20 protein-coding genes and 1 pseudogene are annotated in these 19,957 nt (G+C 71.6%); 9 read left to right on the top strand and 12 right to left on the bottom strand.

The genetic code is table 11. The features are described from left to right. Positions 1-563: 563 nt before the first annotated feature. Complete coding sequence (locus JOF36_RS39795) at positions 564-659, top strand: iron ABC transporter permease (RefSeq protein WP_245353238.1); 96 nt, start codon at positions 564-566, stop codon at positions 657-659. Between the two features lie 280 nt (positions 660-939). Here the strand turns inward: JOF36_RS39795 and JOF36_RS36750 are convergent, their stop codons facing one another. From JOF36_RS36750 to JOF36_RS36725, 6 genes and pseudogenes are all read right to left on the bottom strand, one after another. Next, entirely contained in the window at positions 940-1,599 is a 660-nt protein-coding gene (locus JOF36_RS36750) for an ABC transporter ATP-binding protein (protein WP_210036849.1), read from the bottom strand. Continuing rightward, positions 1,596-2,624 carry an ABC transporter ATP-binding protein gene (locus tag JOF36_RS36745; protein ID WP_307862809.1) on the bottom strand — a complete coding sequence of 343 codons (1,029 nt, stop codon included), beginning with the start codon at positions 2,622-2,624 and terminating at the stop codon, positions 1,596-1,598. The genes JOF36_RS36750 and JOF36_RS36745 overlap by 4 nt, the downstream gene beginning before the upstream one ends. Continuing rightward, positions 2,621-3,547: an ABC transporter permease gene (locus JOF36_RS36740; RefSeq protein WP_210036848.1), complete on the bottom strand. Its 927-nt coding sequence runs from the start codon at positions 3,545-3,547 to the stop codon at positions 2,621-2,623. Before JOF36_RS36740 ends, JOF36_RS36745 begins: the two co-directional genes overlap by 4 nt. Then, complete coding sequence (locus tag JOF36_RS36735) at positions 3,540-4,544, bottom strand: ABC transporter permease (RefSeq protein WP_210036847.1); 1,005 nt, start codon at positions 4,542-4,544, stop codon at positions 3,540-3,542. The genes JOF36_RS36740 and JOF36_RS36735 overlap by 8 nt, the downstream gene beginning before the upstream one ends. Next, positions 4,541-6,142: an ABC transporter substrate-binding protein gene (locus JOF36_RS36730; RefSeq protein ID WP_210036846.1), complete on the bottom strand. Its 1,602-nt coding sequence runs from the start codon at positions 6,140-6,142 to the stop codon at positions 4,541-4,543. The genes JOF36_RS36735 and JOF36_RS36730 overlap by 4 nt, the downstream gene beginning before the upstream one ends. A 274-nt stretch (positions 6,143-6,416) precedes the next feature. Next, a pseudogene (locus tag JOF36_RS36725) lies at positions 6,417-6,978 on the bottom strand (HARBI1 family protein); the annotation flags it as partial. A gap of 6 nt (positions 6,979-6,984) precedes the next feature. On the opposite strand from JOF36_RS36725, the gene JOF36_RS36720 reads away from it, so the two are divergent. Beyond that, positions 6,985-7,563, top strand: coding sequence for a helix-turn-helix domain-containing protein (locus JOF36_RS36720; protein ID WP_307862808.1), 579 nt, complete (start codon positions 6,985-6,987; stop codon positions 7,561-7,563). A 671-nt stretch (positions 7,564-8,234) separates the two neighbouring features. Here the strand turns inward: JOF36_RS36720 and JOF36_RS36715 are convergent. Together JOF36_RS36715 and JOF36_RS39790 are read right to left on the bottom strand one after the other, a co-directional pair. Next, positions 8,235-8,552 (bottom strand): helix-turn-helix domain-containing protein, encoded by a 318-nt coding sequence (locus tag JOF36_RS36715; RefSeq protein ID WP_210036844.1) that lies wholly within the window; start codon positions 8,550-8,552, stop codon positions 8,235-8,237. Next, positions 8,552-9,106 (bottom strand): tyrosine-type recombinase/integrase, encoded by a 555-nt coding sequence (locus tag JOF36_RS39790; RefSeq protein WP_245353236.1) that lies wholly within the window; start codon positions 9,104-9,106, stop codon positions 8,552-8,554. The genes JOF36_RS36715 and JOF36_RS39790 overlap by 1 nt, the downstream gene beginning before the upstream one ends. Before the next feature lie 1,153 nt (positions 9,107-10,259). Here JOF36_RS39790 and JOF36_RS36705 point away from each other — a divergent pair. The 4 genes from JOF36_RS36705 to JOF36_RS36690 all read left to right on the top strand — a co-directional run bounded on the left by JOF36_RS36705 (position 10,260) and on the right by JOF36_RS36690 (position 12,729). Further along, positions 10,260-10,553, top strand: a complete 294-nt coding sequence (locus JOF36_RS36705; RefSeq protein WP_210036843.1) for a transposase — start codon at positions 10,260-10,262, stop codon at positions 10,551-10,553. Between the two features lie 47 nt (positions 10,554-10,600). Then, positions 10,601-11,374, top strand: a complete 774-nt coding sequence (locus JOF36_RS36700) for an IS3 family transposase (protein WP_307862807.1) — start codon at positions 10,601-10,603, stop codon at positions 11,372-11,374. Between the two features lie 79 nt (positions 11,375-11,453). Then, positions 11,454-12,518 carry a transposase gene (locus tag JOF36_RS36695; protein ID WP_210036842.1) on the top strand — a complete coding sequence of 355 codons (1,065 nt, stop codon included), beginning with the start codon at positions 11,454-11,456 and terminating at the stop codon, positions 12,516-12,518. A gap of 13 nt (positions 12,519-12,531) precedes the next feature. Further along, positions 12,532-12,729: an IS3 family transposase gene (locus tag JOF36_RS36690; protein WP_210036841.1), complete on the top strand. Its 198-nt coding sequence runs from the start codon at positions 12,532-12,534 to the stop codon at positions 12,727-12,729. 459 nt (positions 12,730-13,188) lie between these two features. On the opposite strand, the gene JOF36_RS36685 is transcribed toward JOF36_RS36690, so the two are convergent. The 4 genes from JOF36_RS36685 to JOF36_RS36670 form a co-directional block, all read right to left on the bottom strand. Beyond that, on the bottom strand, positions 13,189-14,463 hold the full coding sequence (locus JOF36_RS36685; protein WP_210035274.1) for an IS110 family RNA-guided transposase: 1,275 nt from the start codon (positions 14,461-14,463) through the stop codon (positions 13,189-13,191). Between the two features lie 208 nt (positions 14,464-14,671). Beyond that, positions 14,672-15,649 carry a hypothetical protein gene (locus tag JOF36_RS36680; RefSeq protein WP_210036840.1) on the bottom strand — a complete coding sequence of 326 codons (978 nt, stop codon included), beginning with the start codon at positions 15,647-15,649 and terminating at the stop codon, positions 14,672-14,674. Then, positions 15,646-16,890 carry a site-specific integrase gene (locus JOF36_RS36675; protein ID WP_210036839.1) on the bottom strand — a complete coding sequence of 415 codons (1,245 nt, stop codon included), beginning with the start codon at positions 16,888-16,890 and terminating at the stop codon, positions 15,646-15,648. The genes JOF36_RS36680 and JOF36_RS36675 overlap by 4 nt, the downstream gene beginning before the upstream one ends. 390 nt (positions 16,891-17,280) lie before the next feature. Then, the gene (locus JOF36_RS36670) at positions 17,281-17,586 is read right to left on the bottom strand and encodes a hypothetical protein (RefSeq protein WP_210036838.1); all 306 of its coding nucleotides are present in this window, start codon (positions 17,584-17,586) and stop codon (positions 17,281-17,283) included. A gap of 576 nt (positions 17,587-18,162) precedes the next feature. Here JOF36_RS36670 and JOF36_RS36665 point away from each other — a divergent pair. The 3 genes from JOF36_RS36665 (at position 18,163) to JOF36_RS36655 (ending at position 19,921) form a co-directional block, all read left to right on the top strand. After that, positions 18,163-18,657 (top strand): hypothetical protein, encoded by a 495-nt coding sequence (locus tag JOF36_RS36665; RefSeq protein ID WP_210036837.1) that lies wholly within the window; start codon positions 18,163-18,165, stop codon positions 18,655-18,657. Between the two features lie 3 nt (positions 18,658-18,660). Beyond that, positions 18,661-19,071: an Lsr2 family protein gene (locus JOF36_RS36660; protein WP_210036836.1), complete on the top strand. Its 411-nt coding sequence runs from the start codon at positions 18,661-18,663 to the stop codon at positions 19,069-19,071. A gap of 577 nt (positions 19,072-19,648) precedes the next feature. After that, positions 19,649-19,921 (top strand): site-specific integrase, encoded by a 273-nt coding sequence (locus JOF36_RS36655; protein WP_210036835.1) that lies wholly within the window; start codon positions 19,649-19,651, stop codon positions 19,919-19,921. The last annotated feature ends 36 nt before the right edge of the window (positions 19,922-19,957 follow it).

The following is a 19,957-nucleotide window of genomic DNA, read 5'->3' as shown; positions in this document are numbered from 1 at the left end:
GAGGGCGTCGCCCGCGCGTCCGTACATTTGCCGTTTGAGCATTTTAAAAGTTACGTGGAATCTGACCGGGTGATCATGTCTCCCGGGTACGACCACGGACTTGGGAGATGGCTTGAGCGGCACGACGGCGCTGACGGAGAAGTGGACGGTGTTCGGCCGGCATGAGCGGGCGGCGGGGTGGCTGCAGATCTGGACGGATCTTGGTCGGGCCCCGCGTACGATCGACGCCTACGCACGGGGGCTGGCCGAGTACCTGCTGATGTGCGAGCGGGAGGATGTCGACCCGGTCACCGCGAACCGCGCGCACATCGCGTTCTACGTACGCGAGTTGATGTCACGGCCGCATCGTCGGGGCGCGAACGTGCTGGCGATCGACTCGGGATCGGGGCTGGCCAACGCCACGATCCAGCAGCGTCTAGTCGCACTGCTCGCGGTCAACGCCCCGGTTGCGACCGGCTTGGGGGCGGTCGCGGTGCCTCCCGGCACGGTGACCGCGATCATCGGCAACCGCGCGCTAGGCTGCCCACCGCGCTCGACGCAAGCCCGGCACAGGTGGCGATCGTGTGGCAGGTGCGCGCCCGCGAGTGCTGCTGGGGATCGTGGTCGGCGCGGCGTTGGCGCTGTGCGGGGCGATCCTGCAGACCCCCGGCGGAGATTGATACCCCGCGCAGCACCAGGACGTCGTCGTAGCCGAAGGAGATGCGGCGCCGTGCTCGTCGACGTGCGCTCCGCTGGCGTTGCACCGCTCGGCCCACCGCAGCGTCATAGCCCTCGAAGACGACGTCGAAGCCTGGATCGCGGCAGGGATGACCGTGGTCAGGGCGCCCCGAGCTCCACCGGGCCTGGGACAGCGAACCCAGCAGCCAGAACAACACCGGGCTCATCGCGCTCACGAGCTCCGCCCAGGTTGGCGTCGAGCGGCATCCGAGGGCATCGGTGTCACCGGGTGATCCAGGGCCGCACGACCTCGCCGGCCCACGCGGCGAGCAGCGGCTCGTCGTGGGAGACGGCCAGGACCCCCAGACCGCGGCCGGACACCTCGGCGGACACCACGGACACCAGTGCCGCCGTGGTGGAGGCGTCGAGCATCGCGGTCATCTCGTCACACAGCAGGTAATCGGGCCGTGGGGCCAGCGCGCGGGCCAGGCAGGCGCGCTGCAGCTGGCCGTCGGACACCTCGTGCGGGCGCCGGGACCGTAGCTCGGGGGTGAGCCCGACGAGCGCGGCGACCTCGTCCACCCGCTCGCCGACTCCGGAGGACGGTGTGCCGGCCGCCAGGAGTGGTTCGGCGACGATCCGTTCCAGGGAGAGGCGGGGGTCGGCGGCGGCGCGGGGCGACTGGAACACCACCCCGATCCGGCGGCGCAGTGCCGCGGGGGCACCGAACCGGAACCGGCGGACCGGCTCGCCGTCGACCGTCACGGTTCCGGACCACGGGGTGTGCAGCAGCGCCAGCACCCGGGTCAGGGTGGACTTCCCGCAGCCCGACGGGCCGGCCAGCCCGGTCACCGTGCCGGGTTCGACGGTCAGGTCGACGCCGTCGACGACGGCGTGCCCCGGCCGCCAGCCGGCGGTCACCTGCTCCGCACGCAGGCTCATCGCCACCGCCGGGGGACGTGGCAGGACACTGTGCGCTCGCCGTGGCGCACCGGCGCGGGATCGCCGGAGCACGACTCCGGAACCGCACAGCGCGGGGCGAACGGGCAGCCGTCGGGCAGCGCGGAGAGCTCTGGCGGGTGCCCCGGTACCGGGGTGAACCCGGCATCCGGCAGCGCCCCGAAAAGGCCCGCGGTGTAGGGGTGCCAGGGACCGGCGAAGACGCAGGCGGCGGGTCCGGTCTCCACCAGCCGGGACGCATACATGACGGCGACGTCGTCCGCGACCTCCCGCACGGCCCGCAGGTCGTGGGTGATCAGCAGGACGGCGTGGCCCTGGCCGGCCAGATCGGCCAGCAGCGCCGTGACGTGCTCGACCAGTGGCCGGTCCAGCCCCGCGGTCGGTTCGTCGGCCAGCAGCACCGGCGGATCCCCGGCCAGCGCGCACGCCAGCCCGGCCCGCTGGGCCTGACCGCCGGAGAGCTCGTGCGGGTACAGACCCCGCACGTGCGCGGTCAGCGCGGCCCGGTCCAGGAGCTCGGCCGCGGTGGTGACCGTGCCGAGCCGGGCGATCGTCTCCCGCAGCTGGGCACCGACCGTGCGGGTCGGGGTGAGGTGGGTGGCGGCCGACTGCGGGACAAGGCCGATCAGACGCCCGCGGACGCGGTCGCGCAGCACGGGCTCCGGGGCGCCCGTCAGCTCGATCGGCTCCGGATCGCGTTCCGCGGAACGCACCGGCGGCGCCAGCACGGCCGACCCGCGCACCGCCGCGGTGCCCGGGAGCAGCCCGGTCAGGGCCTCGGTGAGCACCGACTTGCCGCAGCCGGACTCACCGACCAGGGCGGTCAGCCGCCCGGGCCGCAGGTCCAGGTCGGCGCCGGTGACCGCACGCACGGTCCGGGCCCGGGGTCCGCGGCCGACCCGGAACGCGACGTCGAGACCGCGGATCGACAGCACCGGGGCGGGGCCGCCGCCGACCGGCGGGTGCGCACCGGTGCCGATTCCGGCGCCGCCGTCCCGCCCGGTCACAGGGCCTGCTCCGAACGACGGCGGGGCAGCGTCCGGTCGCGCCACCACGCTGCGACCCCGGCGACGCAGAGCGTCGTCGCCGCGAGCAACAGCGACGGGAACACCACGATCCACCACGACCCGAGCAGCACCGCCTGTCTCCCCTCGCCGAGGATCGTGCCCAGGCTCGCCAGGTGCGGGGGCAGGCCGAGTCCGAGGAAGCTCAGCGCCGTCTCGTGCCACACCGCGTGCGGCAGGATCAGCACCGCCGACAGCACGGCCTGCGGCACGACCGCCGGCAGCAGGTGCCGGCGCAGCACCCGCATCCGGGACGCACCCCCGGAGATCGCGGCGTCGACGAACGGCCGCCCGCGCAGCGAGAGGATCTCGGCGCGCACGACCCGGGCCACCGTCGTCCAGTGGGTGAGGCCGATCGAGGCGATCACCGCGAGGACGCTGCCCCGGTAGAGGGCCACGATCACGATGCCGAGCAGCAGGTGCGGGACGGCGTTGACGGCGTCCACCACCCGCATGAGCAGCCGGTCGTACCAGCCGCCGAGCAGCCCGGACAGCGCACCGAACAGGGTGCCGATCACCGTGGAGAGAACCGCGCAGGCCGCGGCGACCTGCAGGGACACCCACAGCCCGGCGAACGAGCGCAGCAGCACGTCACGTCCCACCGAGTCGGTGCCGAACGGATGCGCGGCCGAGGGCGGGAGGCGGATCGCGGTGTAGTCGACGGCCCCCTCGTCCAGACCACCGAGCCGGGGCACCAGCACCGCCGCCAGGACCAGCACGAGCAGGCCGGACGCACCGGCGAGCAGCCGGGCCCGCCCGGAGGTGCGCCGCCCGCGCGGCGAGCCGGAGCGGGGACGCCCGGCCGGGCGCCACGGGCCTGGGTCGCGGCGGTGGTGCGTCCCGGTGAGCAGAGCAGAGTCAGACATCGGCATCCACCCGGGGATCGAGCAGCAGCACGGTCATGTCGGCGACCAGCGACCCGGCCAGCACCGCGATCGCCGAGAGCAGGGTCAGGGCCGCGAGCAGCGGGAAGTCCACCGCGAGCGCAGCGGACACCACGGCCGCGGCGATGCCCGGCCAGGAGAAGACCGTCTCCACCAGCACCGCCCCGGTCACCAACTCGGGCAGCCGGTTGCCGAGCACGGTGACGAACGGCAGCAGCGCCGTCGGCAGCGCGTGCCGGAGCACCACGACCGGCTCGGGCAGCCCGCGGGCCCGGGCCCCGGCGACGTGGTCGTCGTCCAGCGCGGAGATCAACGAGGCGCGCACGTGCAGTACCAGCCACGGCGTCTGGGAGACCCCCAGCACCACGGCGGGCAGCGCGACGTGCCTGCCCACCTGTGTGAACGTCGGTGCCACGCCGGCGTCGGTGAGCCCGGCGACCGGGAGTACCGGCCAGGCGACGGCGAACACCGCGATCGCCCCGAGCGCCAGCACGAACGGCGGCAGCCCCTCCAGCGTGTGCCCGACAGCGGTGACGGCCCGGTCGAACCAGCCGCCCTGCCGCCAGGCCGCGACGGTCCCGGCGGTCAGTGCCAGCACCAGCGAGACCAGCAGGGCCAGGCCGGCGAGCAGCAGCGTCCACGGGAGTCGCTCGACGATCACCTGGGTCACCGGCTGACGCATCGACAGGCTCTGCCCGAGGTCGCCGGTGAGCAGCCCGGCGAGCCACCGGCCGAGCTGGTCGAACACCCCTCCGTCGAGGCCGAGCGCCCGTTCGGCAGCGGCGATGTCCTCGTCGCTCGCCGAGAAGATCCCGACACCGAAGTACTGGTACACCGGGCGGAACGGCGACGCCGCGGCCAGCAGGAACACCGCCACGGCGACCAGGAGCACCGTCGGGACGCCGACCAGGACCCGCAGCCCGACGAGCCGGGCGAGCGCGCGGCCGCGCCGGCGGTCGGGGAGCGCGGGTGCGGTCACGGCTTCGGCGTCCAGTCCTCGAGGTTCCACCACGGCCCCCAGGTGACGCCGTGGGTGTGCGGCTCCACGACGGGCACGTAGCCGTCCCAGCGGTCCTGTGCGACGTAGCTGTGACCGACGAAGACCAGGAAGACCATCCCGGGGTCGGCGACGTAGGCGCGCTGGAAGGCCCGGATCTGCTCGGTGCGGCTCGCCTCGTCCGGAGCCCGCAACGCGGCGTCGAGGGCCGCGTCGACCTGCGGGTTCGCGTAGGAGCCGGGATTGTTGAACCCGTCGGCGGCGTTCGAGGAGTGCAGCAACTGCCAGGACTTGAAGCCCGGGTCGAACGGGTCGCCGCCACCGAGCACCAGCGCGTCGCGGCCCATCCGCGGCTCGATGGCCTCCCAGCCGAGTCCCTCCAGCCGCACGTCGATCCCGGCCGCGCGGGCGTCGGAGGCGAAGGCTTGCGCGAGGTCGCGGCGGATGGTGTCGGTGGCCGGGTACATCAGCGTGAAGCTCGCGGTCCGCCCGTCGCGGGCTCGGACGCCGTCCGGGCCCGGGACCCACCCGGCCTCGTCCAGGATGCGTGCGGCCTCGGCCGGGTCGTAGGTGAACTCGGCGGCCGGCTCGACCTGGTCGGGCAGTACGCCGGGGATCGGGTGGAAGGCGGGCTGTCCCTGCCCGGCGAGCAGCGCGTCGACCATGCCCTGCCGGTTCACGGCTCGGTTGAGCGCTGCGCGGATCGCCGGGTCGGCCGCAACCGGATCAGCGAACGGCAGGGAGATCGTGCGGTAGTCCGCACTGGCGTGCTCACGCAGCTCCATCCCGCTCTGCTCGGCGACCGCCTTCGCGAGGGCGGGCGGCAGCACGGTGCCGTCGAACTCACCGGCCGCGACGCGCTGGGCACGGGTGTTGTCGTCGGTGGCGAACACGACGGTCACCCGTTTCACCGCGGGCGCGCCACCCCAGTACCGCTCGTTCGCCTTCATGATCATCGTGTCGCCGCGGCGCCACTCCCCGAGCGAGTAGGGACCGGTCCCGACGGCGCGGGTGTTCACCGGCAGCTCCGACACCGGTCCGCCGCCCTCGAGCACCTCCGACGGCAGGATCCCCGAGGTCAGCCGGGCCGGGAACGAGCCGTACGGGTAGGCCAGTTCGAACCGGACGGCGTCGGTGCCGACCGGCTCGACCGCGGTGAGCATCGGGACGGTCGAGCGGATCGTGGCCGCCCGGTCCGGGGCGAGCACCGCCCGATAGGTGGCGACGACGTCCTCCGGGCCGAGCGTGGAGCCGTCATGGAACGTGACGCCGCGGCGCAGCGGGACCGTCCAGGTCCGCTGGTCCGGTGACGGGGTCGCCTCCGCGGCGGCCAGTGCGGGCTGCAGGTTCCGCTCGCCGTCACGGGCGTAGAGGCCGTCGTAGAACTTGCTCGCCCCCTCCGCGCCGTAGCCCAGCAACGGGTTGAGGTCGTCGGGCTCGTAGCCGTCGGCGAGGGTCAGCTCGGTTCCGTCCCCGGCCGGGGCGGGCTCTCCGGGGGCCGGGGTCGGCGCCGCGCAGCCGACCGTCACGACGGCGACGACGGCGAGCAACGGGACGACGGTGTTCCGCAGCGCGATCACAGCTGGCAGCGTAGATGCAGCTGCCACCAAGTTGCAAATAATAATTAGTCCATTTAAGGAGCGATTGACATGTTGATCAGGGGCAGCGAGTGGGTCGAGTGGCCCCAGCGGTGGGCGGTCTTGACTCGGATCCGACGCGCACGGTGATGTTCGGCTGCTCAACACCGGCCACGCCCGCAAGACGTGTCCGGCGGTCGGGTGGCCCGGGGGAATCGCACCCCCGGGCTCCCACAGAACGGAGCGTGACAGTGAATCTTTCCCAGTAGAGAGTTGATCAGGTCGTCCGGTCGTGTTCGTGGTGGAGCAGGACGAGCGCAGCGGCGGTGATCGCGCCGATCCGCCAGGGACACAGGCTGACCCGGCGCAGGGCGCGGAACGTGGTCTTGAGCAGCGAGTTCCCGCGCTCGGCCAGCGCTCGCGTGGCGGAGTGCAGCATGTTGTAGGCGCGCTGGTCCACGGGCAGCCCACCTCCGGCCGGGGCCTTGAACGGGCAGGTCAGCCGGGTGTTCTCGCCCTCGTAGCCGAGGGTCGGCGAGCACGACGTGGGTCTGGTCGGTCCAGCCGTCGATGGCGTCGAGGAGCCCGTCGTGAGCGCGGGCGCAGGTGGTGTCGTGCTCCCGGCCGGGACGGACCGGCGAGATCCACAGCGGCCACCCGTCAGGTGCGGTGAGGACCTGGACGTTCCCGCCGTGGTGGCGGTGCTTACCCGACCACCACAGATCGACCCCGGCGTTCGGCCCGAGGGCTCTGGATCGGTCGGTGCGGATCAGCATGCCGTCGAGGTGGACGTGAGTGTGCCCGGCCGCTCGAGCAGCCAGCAGCGCACCGTGCAGCCCAGCGAGATGATCGTCGAAGGCACGATGGACGGGCTGGCGGCCGCCCGGGCCCGCGGCCGGGTCGGCGGCCACCCAGCCGCGCTCTCGCAGCGCCAGCTCGACACCGCCCAGCAGATGTACGACTCCGGGCGGCACACCGTCGACCAAATCGCCGAGATCTTCCGCGTCGGGCGCAGCACCCTCTACCGGGCGCTGCACACGTACGGCGACGGCCGGGACTGCGCGCTGATCATCTACCGCAACAGCCGCCCGAAGATCGACCACACCAACCGGCGCTACGGCGAGACCGGCGCCGGCGAGAAGGCCCAACTCGAAGCCGACCGCAAGTGGTTCCCGATCGCCGCTACCCGCCGGGCGCGGCTCAAGGCGATGGTCTACGTCGTCGACGGCGCCGTGGCCCGCATCCGCGCCGTCACCGGCGACCTGTCAGCGTGGGACGAGGACGACCGCGGCTACGCCGACGTCCCGGTCGGGCCGCCACTGACCGACCTCCAGATCACCCGCCAGCTCCCGAACATGGGTATCGCCCTCGGCGATCAGCGCCCGCATGTCCGCGGCAAGGTCCGCGAGTACGTGACGCTGTAGCAAGCATCAGCCTGCTGCCAGGAGTGATGCTGGTCAAAGCTGCACCAAGCTACTTTGCCCCTGGTGACACGCTCCTTAACAGCCCAACCTCCGTGAGTTCGCACTGGCTGAAGGATGTTCAGCGGGAACCCACCGCGTTTCCGGTGCCCGGATCGCAGACTGTCTCGGGTTCGAGTCCGTCGCCGTCGAGGAGCACCAGCAGCCAGGCGCGGACGTCGGCGGCGAAGGCTGCAGGCAGCTCGCCGGTGCGCCACGTGATCCAGGCCCGGATCGCGGGCTGGGTGTGTCGTGGAGTAGTCCGAGGTCGGTGAGGATCTCGGTCACCCGGGGCCGGGAGGTGTGTCGCGGCATGCTGGTGCGCAGCGTGCTCAGCGCGACCGGCTCGTCGGCCGGGTGGTCGGTGAGCAGGACGGTCAGCCCGTCGAGGGCGCAGGTCAGGGTGGACCGCGACCATCCGTGGGCCGCGGCCAGGTCACGGGCGTGCCCAGCAGCGGCGCGCAGCCGCGAATCGGGCGCCTCCAGCGCCGGGTGCGACCAGCGCGCCGGCGGTGTCTCGCCGGCTGCGCGTCGCCCGTTGGAAGCTATGCTGCGGCAGAGGTGGCTGCAGTAGCGCCGGTCGCGCCGACTACCCTCCGGCAGCGGGACGCCGCACCGAGCGCAGCTCACCGTGCTCACCGCGGCGGCAGCGACCGACCCCGGCCCGGCCGCGGCGCCGGGCCGGAGCGCTCGGTGACCGCGGCCGGCTCGTCGTCCGAGGCGGGGGCAGGGACCTGGTCGGGTTCGGGCACCAGCAGCTCCTCGACCCGACAGCCGAGGACCGCGCATATGACGTCGAGCTCGTCGAGTTTGATTGTGTTCGGTCGCCCGGACCACAGCCCGGACATCTTCCCGGTGCTGATCACCAGCCCGCGCTCGGCGAGCATGCGCTGCAGCTCGCTGGCCTTCCAGATCCCGCGGTTGGCCGCGGCCAGGCGCAGGTTCCACTTCATCAGCCCAGTCCCTTCCAGCGCTCACCGGCGCGCTGCTGGCCGGTGACCCAGGCGTCCTCGACGTGGCTGGCGTCGACGTGCACATACCGGGCAGTGGTGCCGGTCCAGGCATGCCCGAGCAGCTCCTGGATCGCGAACAGCGTCATCCCGGAGCGGTAGAGCTGGGAGGCGCAGTAGTGGCGCAGCACGTGCGGGGTCAGCTTGCCCGCCCAACCTGGCAGGTGCGCCACGGCCGCATCGGCCAGCGACCGCCGGAACACCTCCGCGGTCGTGCGCAGGCCGGAGCCGTCGCGACCCTTGCGCTCGGAGGGGAACAGCGGCGCACCGGGACGGGTGTGGTCGGCGTCGAGCTGGCCCCACACGTCGGTGATGAACCAGCCCAAGCTGCGGTCTGCACCGTTGATCAGCGGCACCAGCCGCGGCTTCGCACCCCGCCGACGAGAGCCCTTGCCGTGGCGCACGTTGAGCTTGCCGAACCGGCCCAGCTCCCAGTGCACGTCGGCCAGGTCGAGCATCCGGGCCTCGTTGATCCGCAAGCCCACGTCGCTGGCCAACCGGGCCACCGCGTAGTTCCGCGCGGCCGGCCCGAACTTTGCGGCAGGTGGCCAGCTCGGCTCGCCACCCGGTGAACAGCTGCTCGATCTCGACCTCGGTCGGCGGGACCCGCAACCGCGGCGCCACCGAAGACTGCGGCCGGTTGATCTCATCCAGAGGGCACTCGACCACGCGCCCGGTCAGCCGGTGCAGCTCCACCTTATGCCGCAGCTCGAGGTACTCGAACAACACCGACAACGCGGCCGCCCGCCCAGTCCGCGTGGACGGCGCGGCGTCGCGCAGTGCCGAGCCGAAGTAGGCGTCAGCGTCAGCGGGTTCCATCTCCCACAGCGGACGGCCGAACCAGGCGCGGATCAGCTCCAGGTGGTTCGTGTCGTTGCGGATCGTACTGTCCACCAGGCCCGCCGAGGCGCGGGCCAGCACGAACCCGGCCAGCACGTCAGTCTCGTACGCGGCGAGCTCCTCCTCGCCGGCCGAGGCTCGTGAGTCACGCAGATCGCGCACAGCCGCCAGCGCCAACCCGCCACCCCCGACTTCATCCACACTGAAGGTTCTTCACTCAGGTGCGGATCATGTCATGGCAGATGATCAGCTTTCAAATTGGGTCTCGGGCGCCCAGTAGCAGCTCGCGCCCTGCTCCAGCGCGTATCGGCTCGCCCGACCACCACGGGGGAACTCAGGAACCCGACCACTGTTGTGTTAATCAGGCCGCGACCGATTGCCGGCGCCTGGTCGCGTAGTGGCCCGGCAACGGCGAACGCGAGCGGGCCGACCACCTCGCCGAGTGGATCGAGGCAAAACGTACGCGCCCGGACGCCACCTGATGCCCCCTCCCCGGTTGGCCTATTCAGGGCTGTCGCGGCCGTTCAAGACTGCCACGCGACGCGGGCGGGCCCGGCGCGGCGCCGTGCACGCTGGCTTACGGGTCGCACCTCGACCGGACAGCGACGGTGTCGCGTTCGAGGGCGCCCCGGCGACCGACCACGAGCAGCGCGATGAGCAGGTCGACGACGCCGCGTGGTGTCCCGGCGTCGGCCGTATGTCAGCCCCGTTCCGTCGACGACGCCAGCACCAGACCCGGACCTGAGCTTGACCCCTGACGCCGGACACGTCGCCTGAGGTGGACTCGGTCCACCAGGGAGGATGTTGTTCGTGCCTGCACCTCACCCGCCGGAGTTCCGGCGCCGCGCCGTGGACCTTGCTCGTGCCGGCGACAAGCCGGTGTCTGCGATCGCGAAAGAGCTGTCGATTTCGGAGTCGTGTTTGCGGAACTGGATGGCCCAGGCCGACGCCGACGACACCGGTGGCTCCGAATCGCGACTGAACAGCGCCGAGAAGCGCGAGCTGGTCGAGCTCCGCAAGGAGAAGCGGCGGCTTGAGGTGGAGAACGAGATTCTCAAGCGCGCGGCCGCGTATTTTGCACGGGAGAACGTTCTCCCAAAGTAGTTTTCCCGCTGGTCCGTGAACTCGCCGACGACGGATTTGACGTCGCGGTGACCTGCCGGGTCCTTGGCGTGCGCCGCCAGGGCTACTACGAATGGCGATCCGGGCATAAATCCGTTCGAGCCGCGGAGAACGAGTTGCTGCTCAAACACATCACCACGATCCACGAAGAATCCCGGGGAACGTACGGGTGGCCGCGTGTCCACGCCGAGCTCACGCTCGGACTGGGGCAGGTGGTCAACCACAAGCGCGTCGCCAGGCTGATGCGCGAGGCCGGAATCCAGGGCCTCTACCGGCGGCGACGCCGCGGCTGCACAGTCCGCGACCCGCACGCCGAGCCCTACGCCGACCTGGTCGACCGGGACTTCACGGTCGACGGCCCGAACGAATTGTGGTGTACCGACATCACCGAACATCCCACCGAGGAAGGGAAAGTATATTGTGCCGCGGTCCTCGACGCCTATTCTCGGCGCGTCGTGGGCTGGTCGATCGATGACAACATGCGCACCGAACTCGTCACCGACGCGCTCGGCATGGCGATCACTCGCCGCAGCCCCGAACCGTACTCAGCGATCCTGCACTCCGACCACGGCTCGCAATTCACGTCCTGGGCGTTCGGACGCCGGCTGATAGATGCCGGACTCGTCGGCTCCATGGGCTCGATCGGCGATTGTTACGACTGTGAGACTGGTGTTCGTCGCCCGGTCGGTCTGACCCGTGCCTACGACTGGCCCTTCCGGTGCCCTGGCGTTGATCTGTCGGCCGCCCGGGCGACACCGCCCTCGGTGGCGCACCGAGCGGGCAGTGACCTCATAGGAGCCTGATCTCAGCAGGTCCCATCACAGTCCTGTCCGCCCGCCCGGCGCGCTATCGGCCACGCCCCGGGAAGGACCGCAGCCACCCATGAGCATCCCGCAACAGAGCCGTCCGCGCATCATCGTCGGAGTCGACACCCACAAGCACACCCACGTTGCGGTCGCGCTCGACCAGCTCGGCGGTGTGCGGGGCTCGACCACGATCAGCGTCAACCGCGCCGGCTACGCGCAGCTGAGCGACTGGGTCACCGGCCTCGCCGTCGAGAACGATGGCGCTGCGGTGGTGTTCGGGATCGAAGGCACGGGCTCCTACGGCGCCGGGCTGGCCTCGTTCCTGCGCCGTGCCGGCGACCAGGTCGTCGAGGTCAACCGCGGCGACCGCACCGTGCGCCACCTGCGCGGCAAAGACGACACCATCGACGCCGAGACCGCCACCCCCAGGACCGGTGACGGCACCGTCGAGATGATCCGCCAGATCAAGATCGCGAAGGACACCGCGACCAAAGCCCGCACCCAGGCCATCGTCACACTCAAGACCGTCCTGGTGAACGCACCCGCCGAGCTGCGGGAGGCTCTCGAGCCCCTGGGCGACCGTGAGCTCCTCGATGCCTGCCGCGCGCTGCGCTACGAGTCCATGGACGGCCCCGACGATGCCGCCCGCTACACCCTGCGCGCGCTTGCGGACCGGCATCGCAGCCTCGACTTCGAAGCCCGCCGCCACGAGCGTGTCCTCGACACCCTCGTCGACCGGGCTGCACCGCAACTGACCGGCCAGTTCGGTATCGCTGCGGACTCCGCAGCGGAAATGCTGATCGTGGTAGGCGACAACCCCGAACGCATCCACAGCGAGGCCGCCCTGGCGAAGCTCTGCGGCGCCTGCCCCATCCCCGCCAGCTCCGGCAAGACCACCCGCCATCGGCTCAACCGAGGCGGGCATCGCCAGGCCAACGCCGCTCTGCACCGGATCCTCGTCGGCCGCATGCGCTTCCACCAGCCGACGATCGCCTACGTCGAGCGCCGCAGCCGCGAGGGCCGCACGACGAAGGAGATCCTGCGCTGCCTCAAACGCCACCTGATCCGCGAGATCTATCGCATTCTGGTGGCTCCACACAAAGAACCGAAACTAGTTCTCGCCGCCGCTCGACAACTATAGGAGCATCAACTCGATGGTCGAGTCCTTCTGGGGGACGCTGCAGCTAGAACTGCTCGACTCAAGAGCCTGGAAAACCCGCGCCGATCTTGCCAACGCGATATTCGAGTGGATAGAGTGCTGGTACAATCCGATCAGGCGTCACTCCAGCATCGGAATGCTCAGCCCGGTCGACTACGAAGCAGCCCAGATCCCGCCAGACCAAGATCACTGACCCCACTCCGTCAGTGTCCGGCGCAGGGGGCCAAGCTCAGACCTGCCACTGGCGACCGCGGTCACCTGTGGGTTCAGATTCGCCCCTCGAGGAGGGCTGTGATCCGGGCGTTGAGTGCGTCCGCGTCGTCGGCGACCCCGTCGAGGACGGTCAGCACCTCGTCCAAGCTCCGAGACATCCCAGGCCGTCCCGTCGTCAAGATCGGTTGGTTGATTGCTCGTAGGTGCTGGTCGGCGGCCCGGCCCGTCGGGCGGGCTGGCTGCGCCTGCCCGTCAGGGCCTGCCCGTAGGGCTCGTGGAGGCTCACAGGTCCAGGACAGCCCGAAGGGCTGTCGCGTCAGCGACGCCGAAGGCGCCCTTTGAGGTGTGAGGGACGAGCCCGCACAATCCGGGCTGCCGAGCAGCGCCGGACCGGCGGCCGCGACCTCAAGCCGCCTGATGTGGACTTGGCGGTTGTGGTTCACGCCGCGTCAGCGGCGGCGGGTGGTGCCGGTTCGAGTCGGTGGCCCCAGGCGGTGGTCTCGTCGTAGAGCGACCCGCTCTTGAGGCAGCCGTGCAGGATCCCGACCAGCCGATTCGCTAGCTGGCGTAGCGCGGCCCGGTGTCCGAGCCCGCGAGCTCGCTGCAGGTCGTAGTAGGCCCGCGCCCCGGGCGAGCCGACCAACGCACCCTGGGCTTGCCGTCCGAGAGCGTCGACGAGTCGCTCGTTGTGCACGTAGCGGGCGTGCACCGACGTCTTCTTTCCGGACTGGCGGGTGATCGGGCTGGTCGCCGCGTAGTTCTTGCGCGAACTTGCGCTCGCGTAGCGGCCGGGATCGTCGCCGAACTCGGCCAGCACCCGCGCGGCCACGACTGGTCCGAGACCGGGCTGGCTACGGTAGATCGCCGCATCCGGGTGCCGCTCGAACTCAGCGCTCAGCTGCTGCTCCAGCGTGGTGATCTCACTGCTCAGGGCCGCAATGACGGCAGTCAGCGAGCGGGTCGCGGCGGCGAACCCGGCGGTGACCGGCTCGGAGCGGGTCAAGCACGGCCGACGCAGCGCGGCCGCTACCGCGGCAGCCTTGTCTTCGATCCCGCGCCGCCGGGCCCGGCGCATCGCCGCCCCGATCTGGGCGCGGGTCAACCGGGCCGCCGCGGCTGGGTCGGGTGCCTTGGCCAGCAGCTCGACCGTGTCGGCCCGGGTGAGATCGTCGAAGGCGTCCAGCGCGGCCGGGAAGTACTCCAGCAGCGTCTGGCGCAGCCGCAGCACCTGACGGGTGCGATCGCGGATCAGCCGCTGGTGCGCCCGGGACAAGACCTTGATCCCGGCTGCCCGCTCAGAGTCCCCGGCGATTGGACGCAACTGGTGGCCGTCGGTGCGGACCATGTCCGCCAGCGAGTGCGCGTCCGCGGCGTCGCTCTTGGCACCGGCGTTGGAGTGCCGCTCCCGATAGCGGGCGACCTGGCGCGGATTGATCGGGAACACCCGATACCCCGCCGCGACCAGCGCCTGCACCCACGGACCACGCTCGGTCTCGATCCCCACCCACACCCGAGCAGCCGCGTCGTCCTCGTCCTCGGGCTCGGTGCCGAGCTCGGGGTCGGTGTCCGGCAGGTGCGCGGCGATCAGCTCGTGCAGCCGGGCGACGCCGGCCAGGCCCTCCGGCAGCCGGGCCGCGGCCAGCCGCTTGCCGGACCCGTCCTGGACCTCCACGTCGTGGTGGTCCTCGGCCCAGTCGTCCCCCACGAACAGCACGTTGATGTCCCTCACCCTCACCGATCGACAACGGGAGTAGCCGCGAGAGGAACGCCGGCGGCCTAATGGATCAGTGCTCACGCCACGCCGTGGCGGGCACGCCATCCCATCAGCGGTCTCTGTCCTCCCGCCCACCGGCCGGGGCACGGTCTCAGAGAAGAGATCCCTCACGGGCCTCAGGCTCAACAAGTGCTCACCGGACCGGCGGCTACGGACGCCGACCCTCCCAACCAAGATCAGGTGGCGACGGCGGGCCCCCATTAGGCTCGTGGGCCGTTGTCGTCGTGGTGGCTGGTGGTTGTGGCGAGTCACTGTCACTGCTGGAGACGGCGTCAGATGCGGTGCTCGCACTGGTGGCCTGGCGTGCTTGGTCTCTCGCGCGGGCGAGTCGGGTGCGGATGGTGCGGATGGTGCGGGTGGTCATGGGGCGGTAGTCGTCGTGCCAGCCGTGCTGGTCGATGGCGGGGAGCAGGGTTGCGGCGTGGCGCCAGCGGTGCGGGGCAGAAGGGTGGTGTTGGTGGTTGCTGTCGTGGGTGGGGGTGTGGGCGGCGGTGAGGTCCATGCGGGCCGAGCCGCGACCCAGCCCGTCGAGGATGCCCAGTGTGTCGAGCCAGCGCACCACCGCGCAGGCCGGGCACGCTCGCGGGTCCGGATCGGTGGGCACGTCCTGGCCGGCGACCGAGATCTGGTCTTCGGCGTTCTCGCTGCAGGAGTCGGCGACGGTGACCGCGTCCGGTTGCAGGGCTCGGGCAGCGCGATGGGGCAAGTCGAGGCCGACGATCGCCACGATGAGGAAGGCGTCGCGGCGGCCGTGCAGGCCGTGGGGCCAGCCCCGGGTAGGGCAGGCGGCGATCAGCGAGCTCGCCTCGGCCCAGCGTTGCTGTGGCGTCGGTGGGGGCGCGAGTGCGGCGGGCCCGTCGTCCGGGCGGGACAGTAGGTGGCCGGCGCGCCGGTGGGCGGCGGCGATGGCCCGTACCCGTCGGGCCAGCGTCGCCGGGCGGGCCGGGAGCGCGGTGAAGAACCCGGTCAGGGCGTCCACGGTGGTCGGCAGCGTGGGTTGGCCGGTGGCGGTGGTGTAGTCGCAGAACAGCGCCCACTCCCCCGCATAGCCCGGCGCGACCGTGTCTCGCAGCGCCGCTGGCTGTGGAGTTGTCGCCCCGGAGCCGGGCGTGGCGTGGGGATTCATAGCCCGAGCCGGGTGACGGCGTTCCCGAGGAGGGGTGCGTGGTCGCGGTCGTAGGTCTCGACCGTGGCGTCGCTGGTGTGGCGGGTTTGGCGGCGTACGGCGCGGTGATCGGCGCCGGCGCGGCGGGCGGTGGTGACGAACCCGGCCCGCAGCGAGTGGAACCCGACCGGGCCGGGCAGCCCGGCGGACTGGGCGCGGCGGCGGATCATCGCGTGCAGGGCGTCGCCGGTGATCGGGGTGTCGGTCAGGGTGGCGCCGCGGCGGATCGCGCGCAGCAGTGGCGCGGCGTCCGGCAGCGTCGGCACCGGCGCGTGAGCGCCCGAGGCGTTTCTCGCCGGTCGATCCATGCCGGTCTCCGGGGCGTCGTCGGCGTCAGGGTGTGGGTAGAGGTGGTCCTGATCGGTCCATGCCGGGGTGGTCAGGACGGCGCGCATCAGGGTGGCCCGGCCCCGGGGTGCAGCCTCGAGCAGCCGCAGCCAGCGCAGCACCGCACACGGCGGACACGTCCCGGCGTATCGGCCATAGGGAAGGACGATGGTGGCGCCGCGGGCGTCCTGGTCGGTCTTGGACGACCGGATCCGCACGTGCAGCCCGTCGGCGGGGTGGAAGGTCAGGTCCCCCACGGTGAGGGCGGCGAGCTCGCCGCGGCGCAGTGCGCCGGCGAACCCGGCCAGGAGCACGACCGCGTCGCGGGCCGCGGTGAGCCCGCCCGGCCACGTGCCGTACTCCATCCCCGACAGCAGGGTGCGGACGTCATCCAGGAGGAGCGGGCGCATCTGGTGGGTGGTGTGGGCGCGGGTCCGCTTGATCCCGGTCAGGACCGCGCCCACGGCCGGGTCCCGGGTCGGGGACGGGTGCCCGGCGTCGCGGTGGGCCGCGGCGATCGCGGCCAGGCGCCGCGCCATGGTCGCGGGCGAGAACATCGCCGAGCCGTCCGGGTCGCGGATGGCCTCCAGGTCGGCCAGGTAGAGCCGCACCGTGTCCACCCCGGCCGGGAGCGCGTCCCGCCCGGCGGTGGCGCACCATCCGGTGAAGTGTGCCCAGTCGGTGGCGTAGGCGCGCCGGGTGCGCGGCGCCCGCGCCGCGGTCGCGTGCGTGTCCGCCCGCGCGGCCAGCGCGGCGAGCGCGGCCGCTCGCTGCGCGGCGACCCCGCACTCGGCCGCCGCCTCGCCGCGGCCGACGCGGGCGGCCGGCCCCACGACTGCGTCCTCGTCGTCGTCTGCGGCGGCGTCCGCGCCCATCAGCAGCCCCTTTCCTCGACCGGGAGGCCGGGCGGGCACCCGGCGACTGGTCAGATAAGTCCAGATTATCGTAAGTCTCAATCCACGGTGCGGAAGTGAAGCCTGCCGGCGTCCGCGTGTCGAGACGCGAGGTCTGCACTGACCCATGGTCCGGCCTGACGGTCTCCACCTGTTCGCCATCCCGGGGCCTGACCTGCGGGAATCTCAGTCCCATCGGTGCACGCGATACCCCACGTCCGTGCCCACGATCTGCGGTGGATCGCCCCCGGCGCGCCCAGCTCCGCCCACCCGTCCGACCCGTCCGCCGCTTCCGGTGTGTAGGCCCGGCGACACCGCCTACCTTTCGCGGTCAGCACCCGTCCGCGCCAGCGGGCACGACGACCAGCATCGTCAGGGACGGCGCCAGATGAAGTCGTGGTACACCTCCGGCGGCCCGCCATAGGACGCAGCAGACGTGCTGTAGTGCTGCATGAGCCAACCGTCCGCGTGCCGCTCAGCGATGTGCGCATCCAGCGCCTTCTTCGACTTGTCCTCCATGCGCGCTCGCATCACCGCGCGCGCCGTGACCACCTGAGTGTGTTCGATCTCCACGGGACGAATCAGAGCACGCGGCCCCTCGGCCCGCACGCTCCACGGGTCCGTCACCGCCGGATGCCCCGCCTCGACCAGTCGGCGGCGTCGTTCACTGTCGTCCATGCGTGCCAGTACACCGCGCCGCACGCCCGGTCCGGCCCGATCGGACCGACCGGATCACGATCGCGAATCGACACGCCACCACGCACGCGCATGAACGCCCGACGGGTGATCGCCCGCCCGCCTCGGATCGCCGTATCCAGCTCGGCGACACCCCGCCCATGCCCACGCGGTCGGCCACGACCGGTCGGTTGACGTTCCGGGCCTCGGGGCCTGGGCCGGGTGGCGTGGCGGGACTTCATCGGGCTGGTCGTTCCTATCCCGGTCGGTCCCCGCGGCCCGCACGGTGACCCATCGGCCACCGCCTGCAGGTGCGGGCGAGCGGAAACCCGCGGATCTTCACGGGCCCGGTGTTAGGCAAGCTCGCCCGATGGCTCTGCTGCTGGCGGCCACTGCGGATGCGCAGTGGTGTCGTCTTCGCCGTCTGCCGAGCGCGCGGTCAGGAGCTCGGCCTTGGTGGAGCCCGGTGGTGCGGTCGGCGACGTGGGGAATACGACGAATGGCGCGCCCCACGGGGTACAGATAACGCAGCTACCCTGCGACTTGTCGACGTGTCCTAGTTAGAAGGAGAAGCTGCCGGTGGCCGACGAGAACATGAGTGCGACGCCCCAATCAATTCAGGGCGAGCAGCAGACCGACTCCGGCTGGAACCGGGCCTCCGACGAGGATGTCGATCTGTACGTCGACCGGGTCTCGGACGAGGTACTGGCTTGTCGCGAGCGCGGGCGGCACCTGTTCCCGACCATCCGGCAGGCCGGCATCCACTTCACCGGTGTGGACGACGACGGGTTGCTGCTACGGAGGCTGACCTGCACCTGCTGCGAGCTCGCCGTCAAGGTCGAGAAGTGGGAGGGCTTCCGCGGTGCCGGTCGCCGTACCCGGTTCCGGCGGGTCGCCTCCCATCTGGAGTACCGCACCGGGGCCGACGGCCAGACCTACCTGGCGCCGTCCGGCCGCGGGCACATGACCCCACGCCAGATCGGTGACTCGGTCGCGTCCAAGGCGCTGTCGGGTCAGACCCTCACCGCCCTGCGCAAGGCGGCCACCCGCGCGAGCAAGGACGAGAAGGGCTGAGCGATGGGCATCCGTCAGATCCGATTCTGTGACATCACCGGAACCGAGAACGACGTCGAATCGCACGAGATCCACATCGATCAGATGCGGATCGCGATCGACCTCGCCGGCAGCGAGTACCGGCGCCTGATCGAGGCCGGGCGGATGGAGGCCTCGGTCCCCGACGCCGGATCGCTACCGTACCCCGAATCGGCTCCGCGCAAGCCCCGCAAGCGAGCCTCAACGAGCACCGGCCTGACGGCTGCGGAGCGGGATCAGCTCCGCCAGTGGGCCGAGGCCCGGGATGTCCCCGTGCCGGTCAACCACCGCTTCAAGCAGTCCCTGATCGACCAATGGCGCGCAGATGCCACGTCCGGGCGCCGGGAGCAGGTCACCGACGAGCCCGTCGCTCCCGGTCCCCCCTCCACGGCCTGACGACGATGCTCGTACTTCCCAGGACAATGCTCTTGATGGCATGGACGATCACGTGACGGATCGAACGTTTGTTTGATTGCCACGCTGATGTCCGGAAACGCCCCCTTGCCGGCTGCTACGCTCACCGAGATCATTGATAATGGCGGCGTCCTTATGACAGGGTCCCCATGGTCGGGGGTGGGTCCGGGATGGAGCCGCCGACGCCGTCTGATTCGTCTCGCGACGACATCGATACGCATCTTGACGACGCATCCGCGGAGGGCGAGCTACCGCCCGAGATGTCGACAGGCGTGGGGCCGCTGACGGGGGTGGAGCAGCCACCCGATCGTCTAGCCGCGGTGCTAGACGATCAGATCGGGGACTATGCGCGGGCCGCGCGGGCGGAGCACGTGGCGCGCCTATGGCACGGACATGGCCGCCTTCGAACGCTGGTGCGCCGCCGCCGCCTCCAAGACCGGCCAGGAGGCCACCGGCTACACCCGCCGGGCTCGCCTACGGCACCGTCCCGCGCTCTCTCGCCGCGGGACGGCGGCCGGGCGTAAACGGCGTTTACCCCGGCCGCGGTGGAGGGGCGTTCGTGCGGGTGGACCGGTGGGGCAACCTCGGAAGGTCGCTGTCCGCGCGGTCCATCGCCCGGATCGTCGCCGACCGCGCGGCCGCGGCCGGCCTCGGTGGGCACTGGGCGGGGCACTTGTTGCGGCGCGGGTTCGCCACCACCGCCTACGCCGCCGGCACGCCGGAGGTGGCTTTGATGCGCCACAGCCGCTGGCGGTCGGCCACCGCGATGCGCGGGTACATCGACGAAGGCACCGTCTGGAACGACAACCCGACCCGCCGGCTCGGGCTCTGACACCACGCCCGGGATCCGGAGGAACGTGGGTAAACG

It is taken from the genome of Pseudonocardia parietis (assembly GCF_017876315.1).
GTDB lineage: Bacteria > Actinomycetota > Actinomycetes > Mycobacteriales > Pseudonocardiaceae > Pseudonocardia > Pseudonocardia parietis.
Note: the sequence above shows the minus strand (reverse complement) of the source record. Positions and strands in the feature narration are given on the sequence as shown.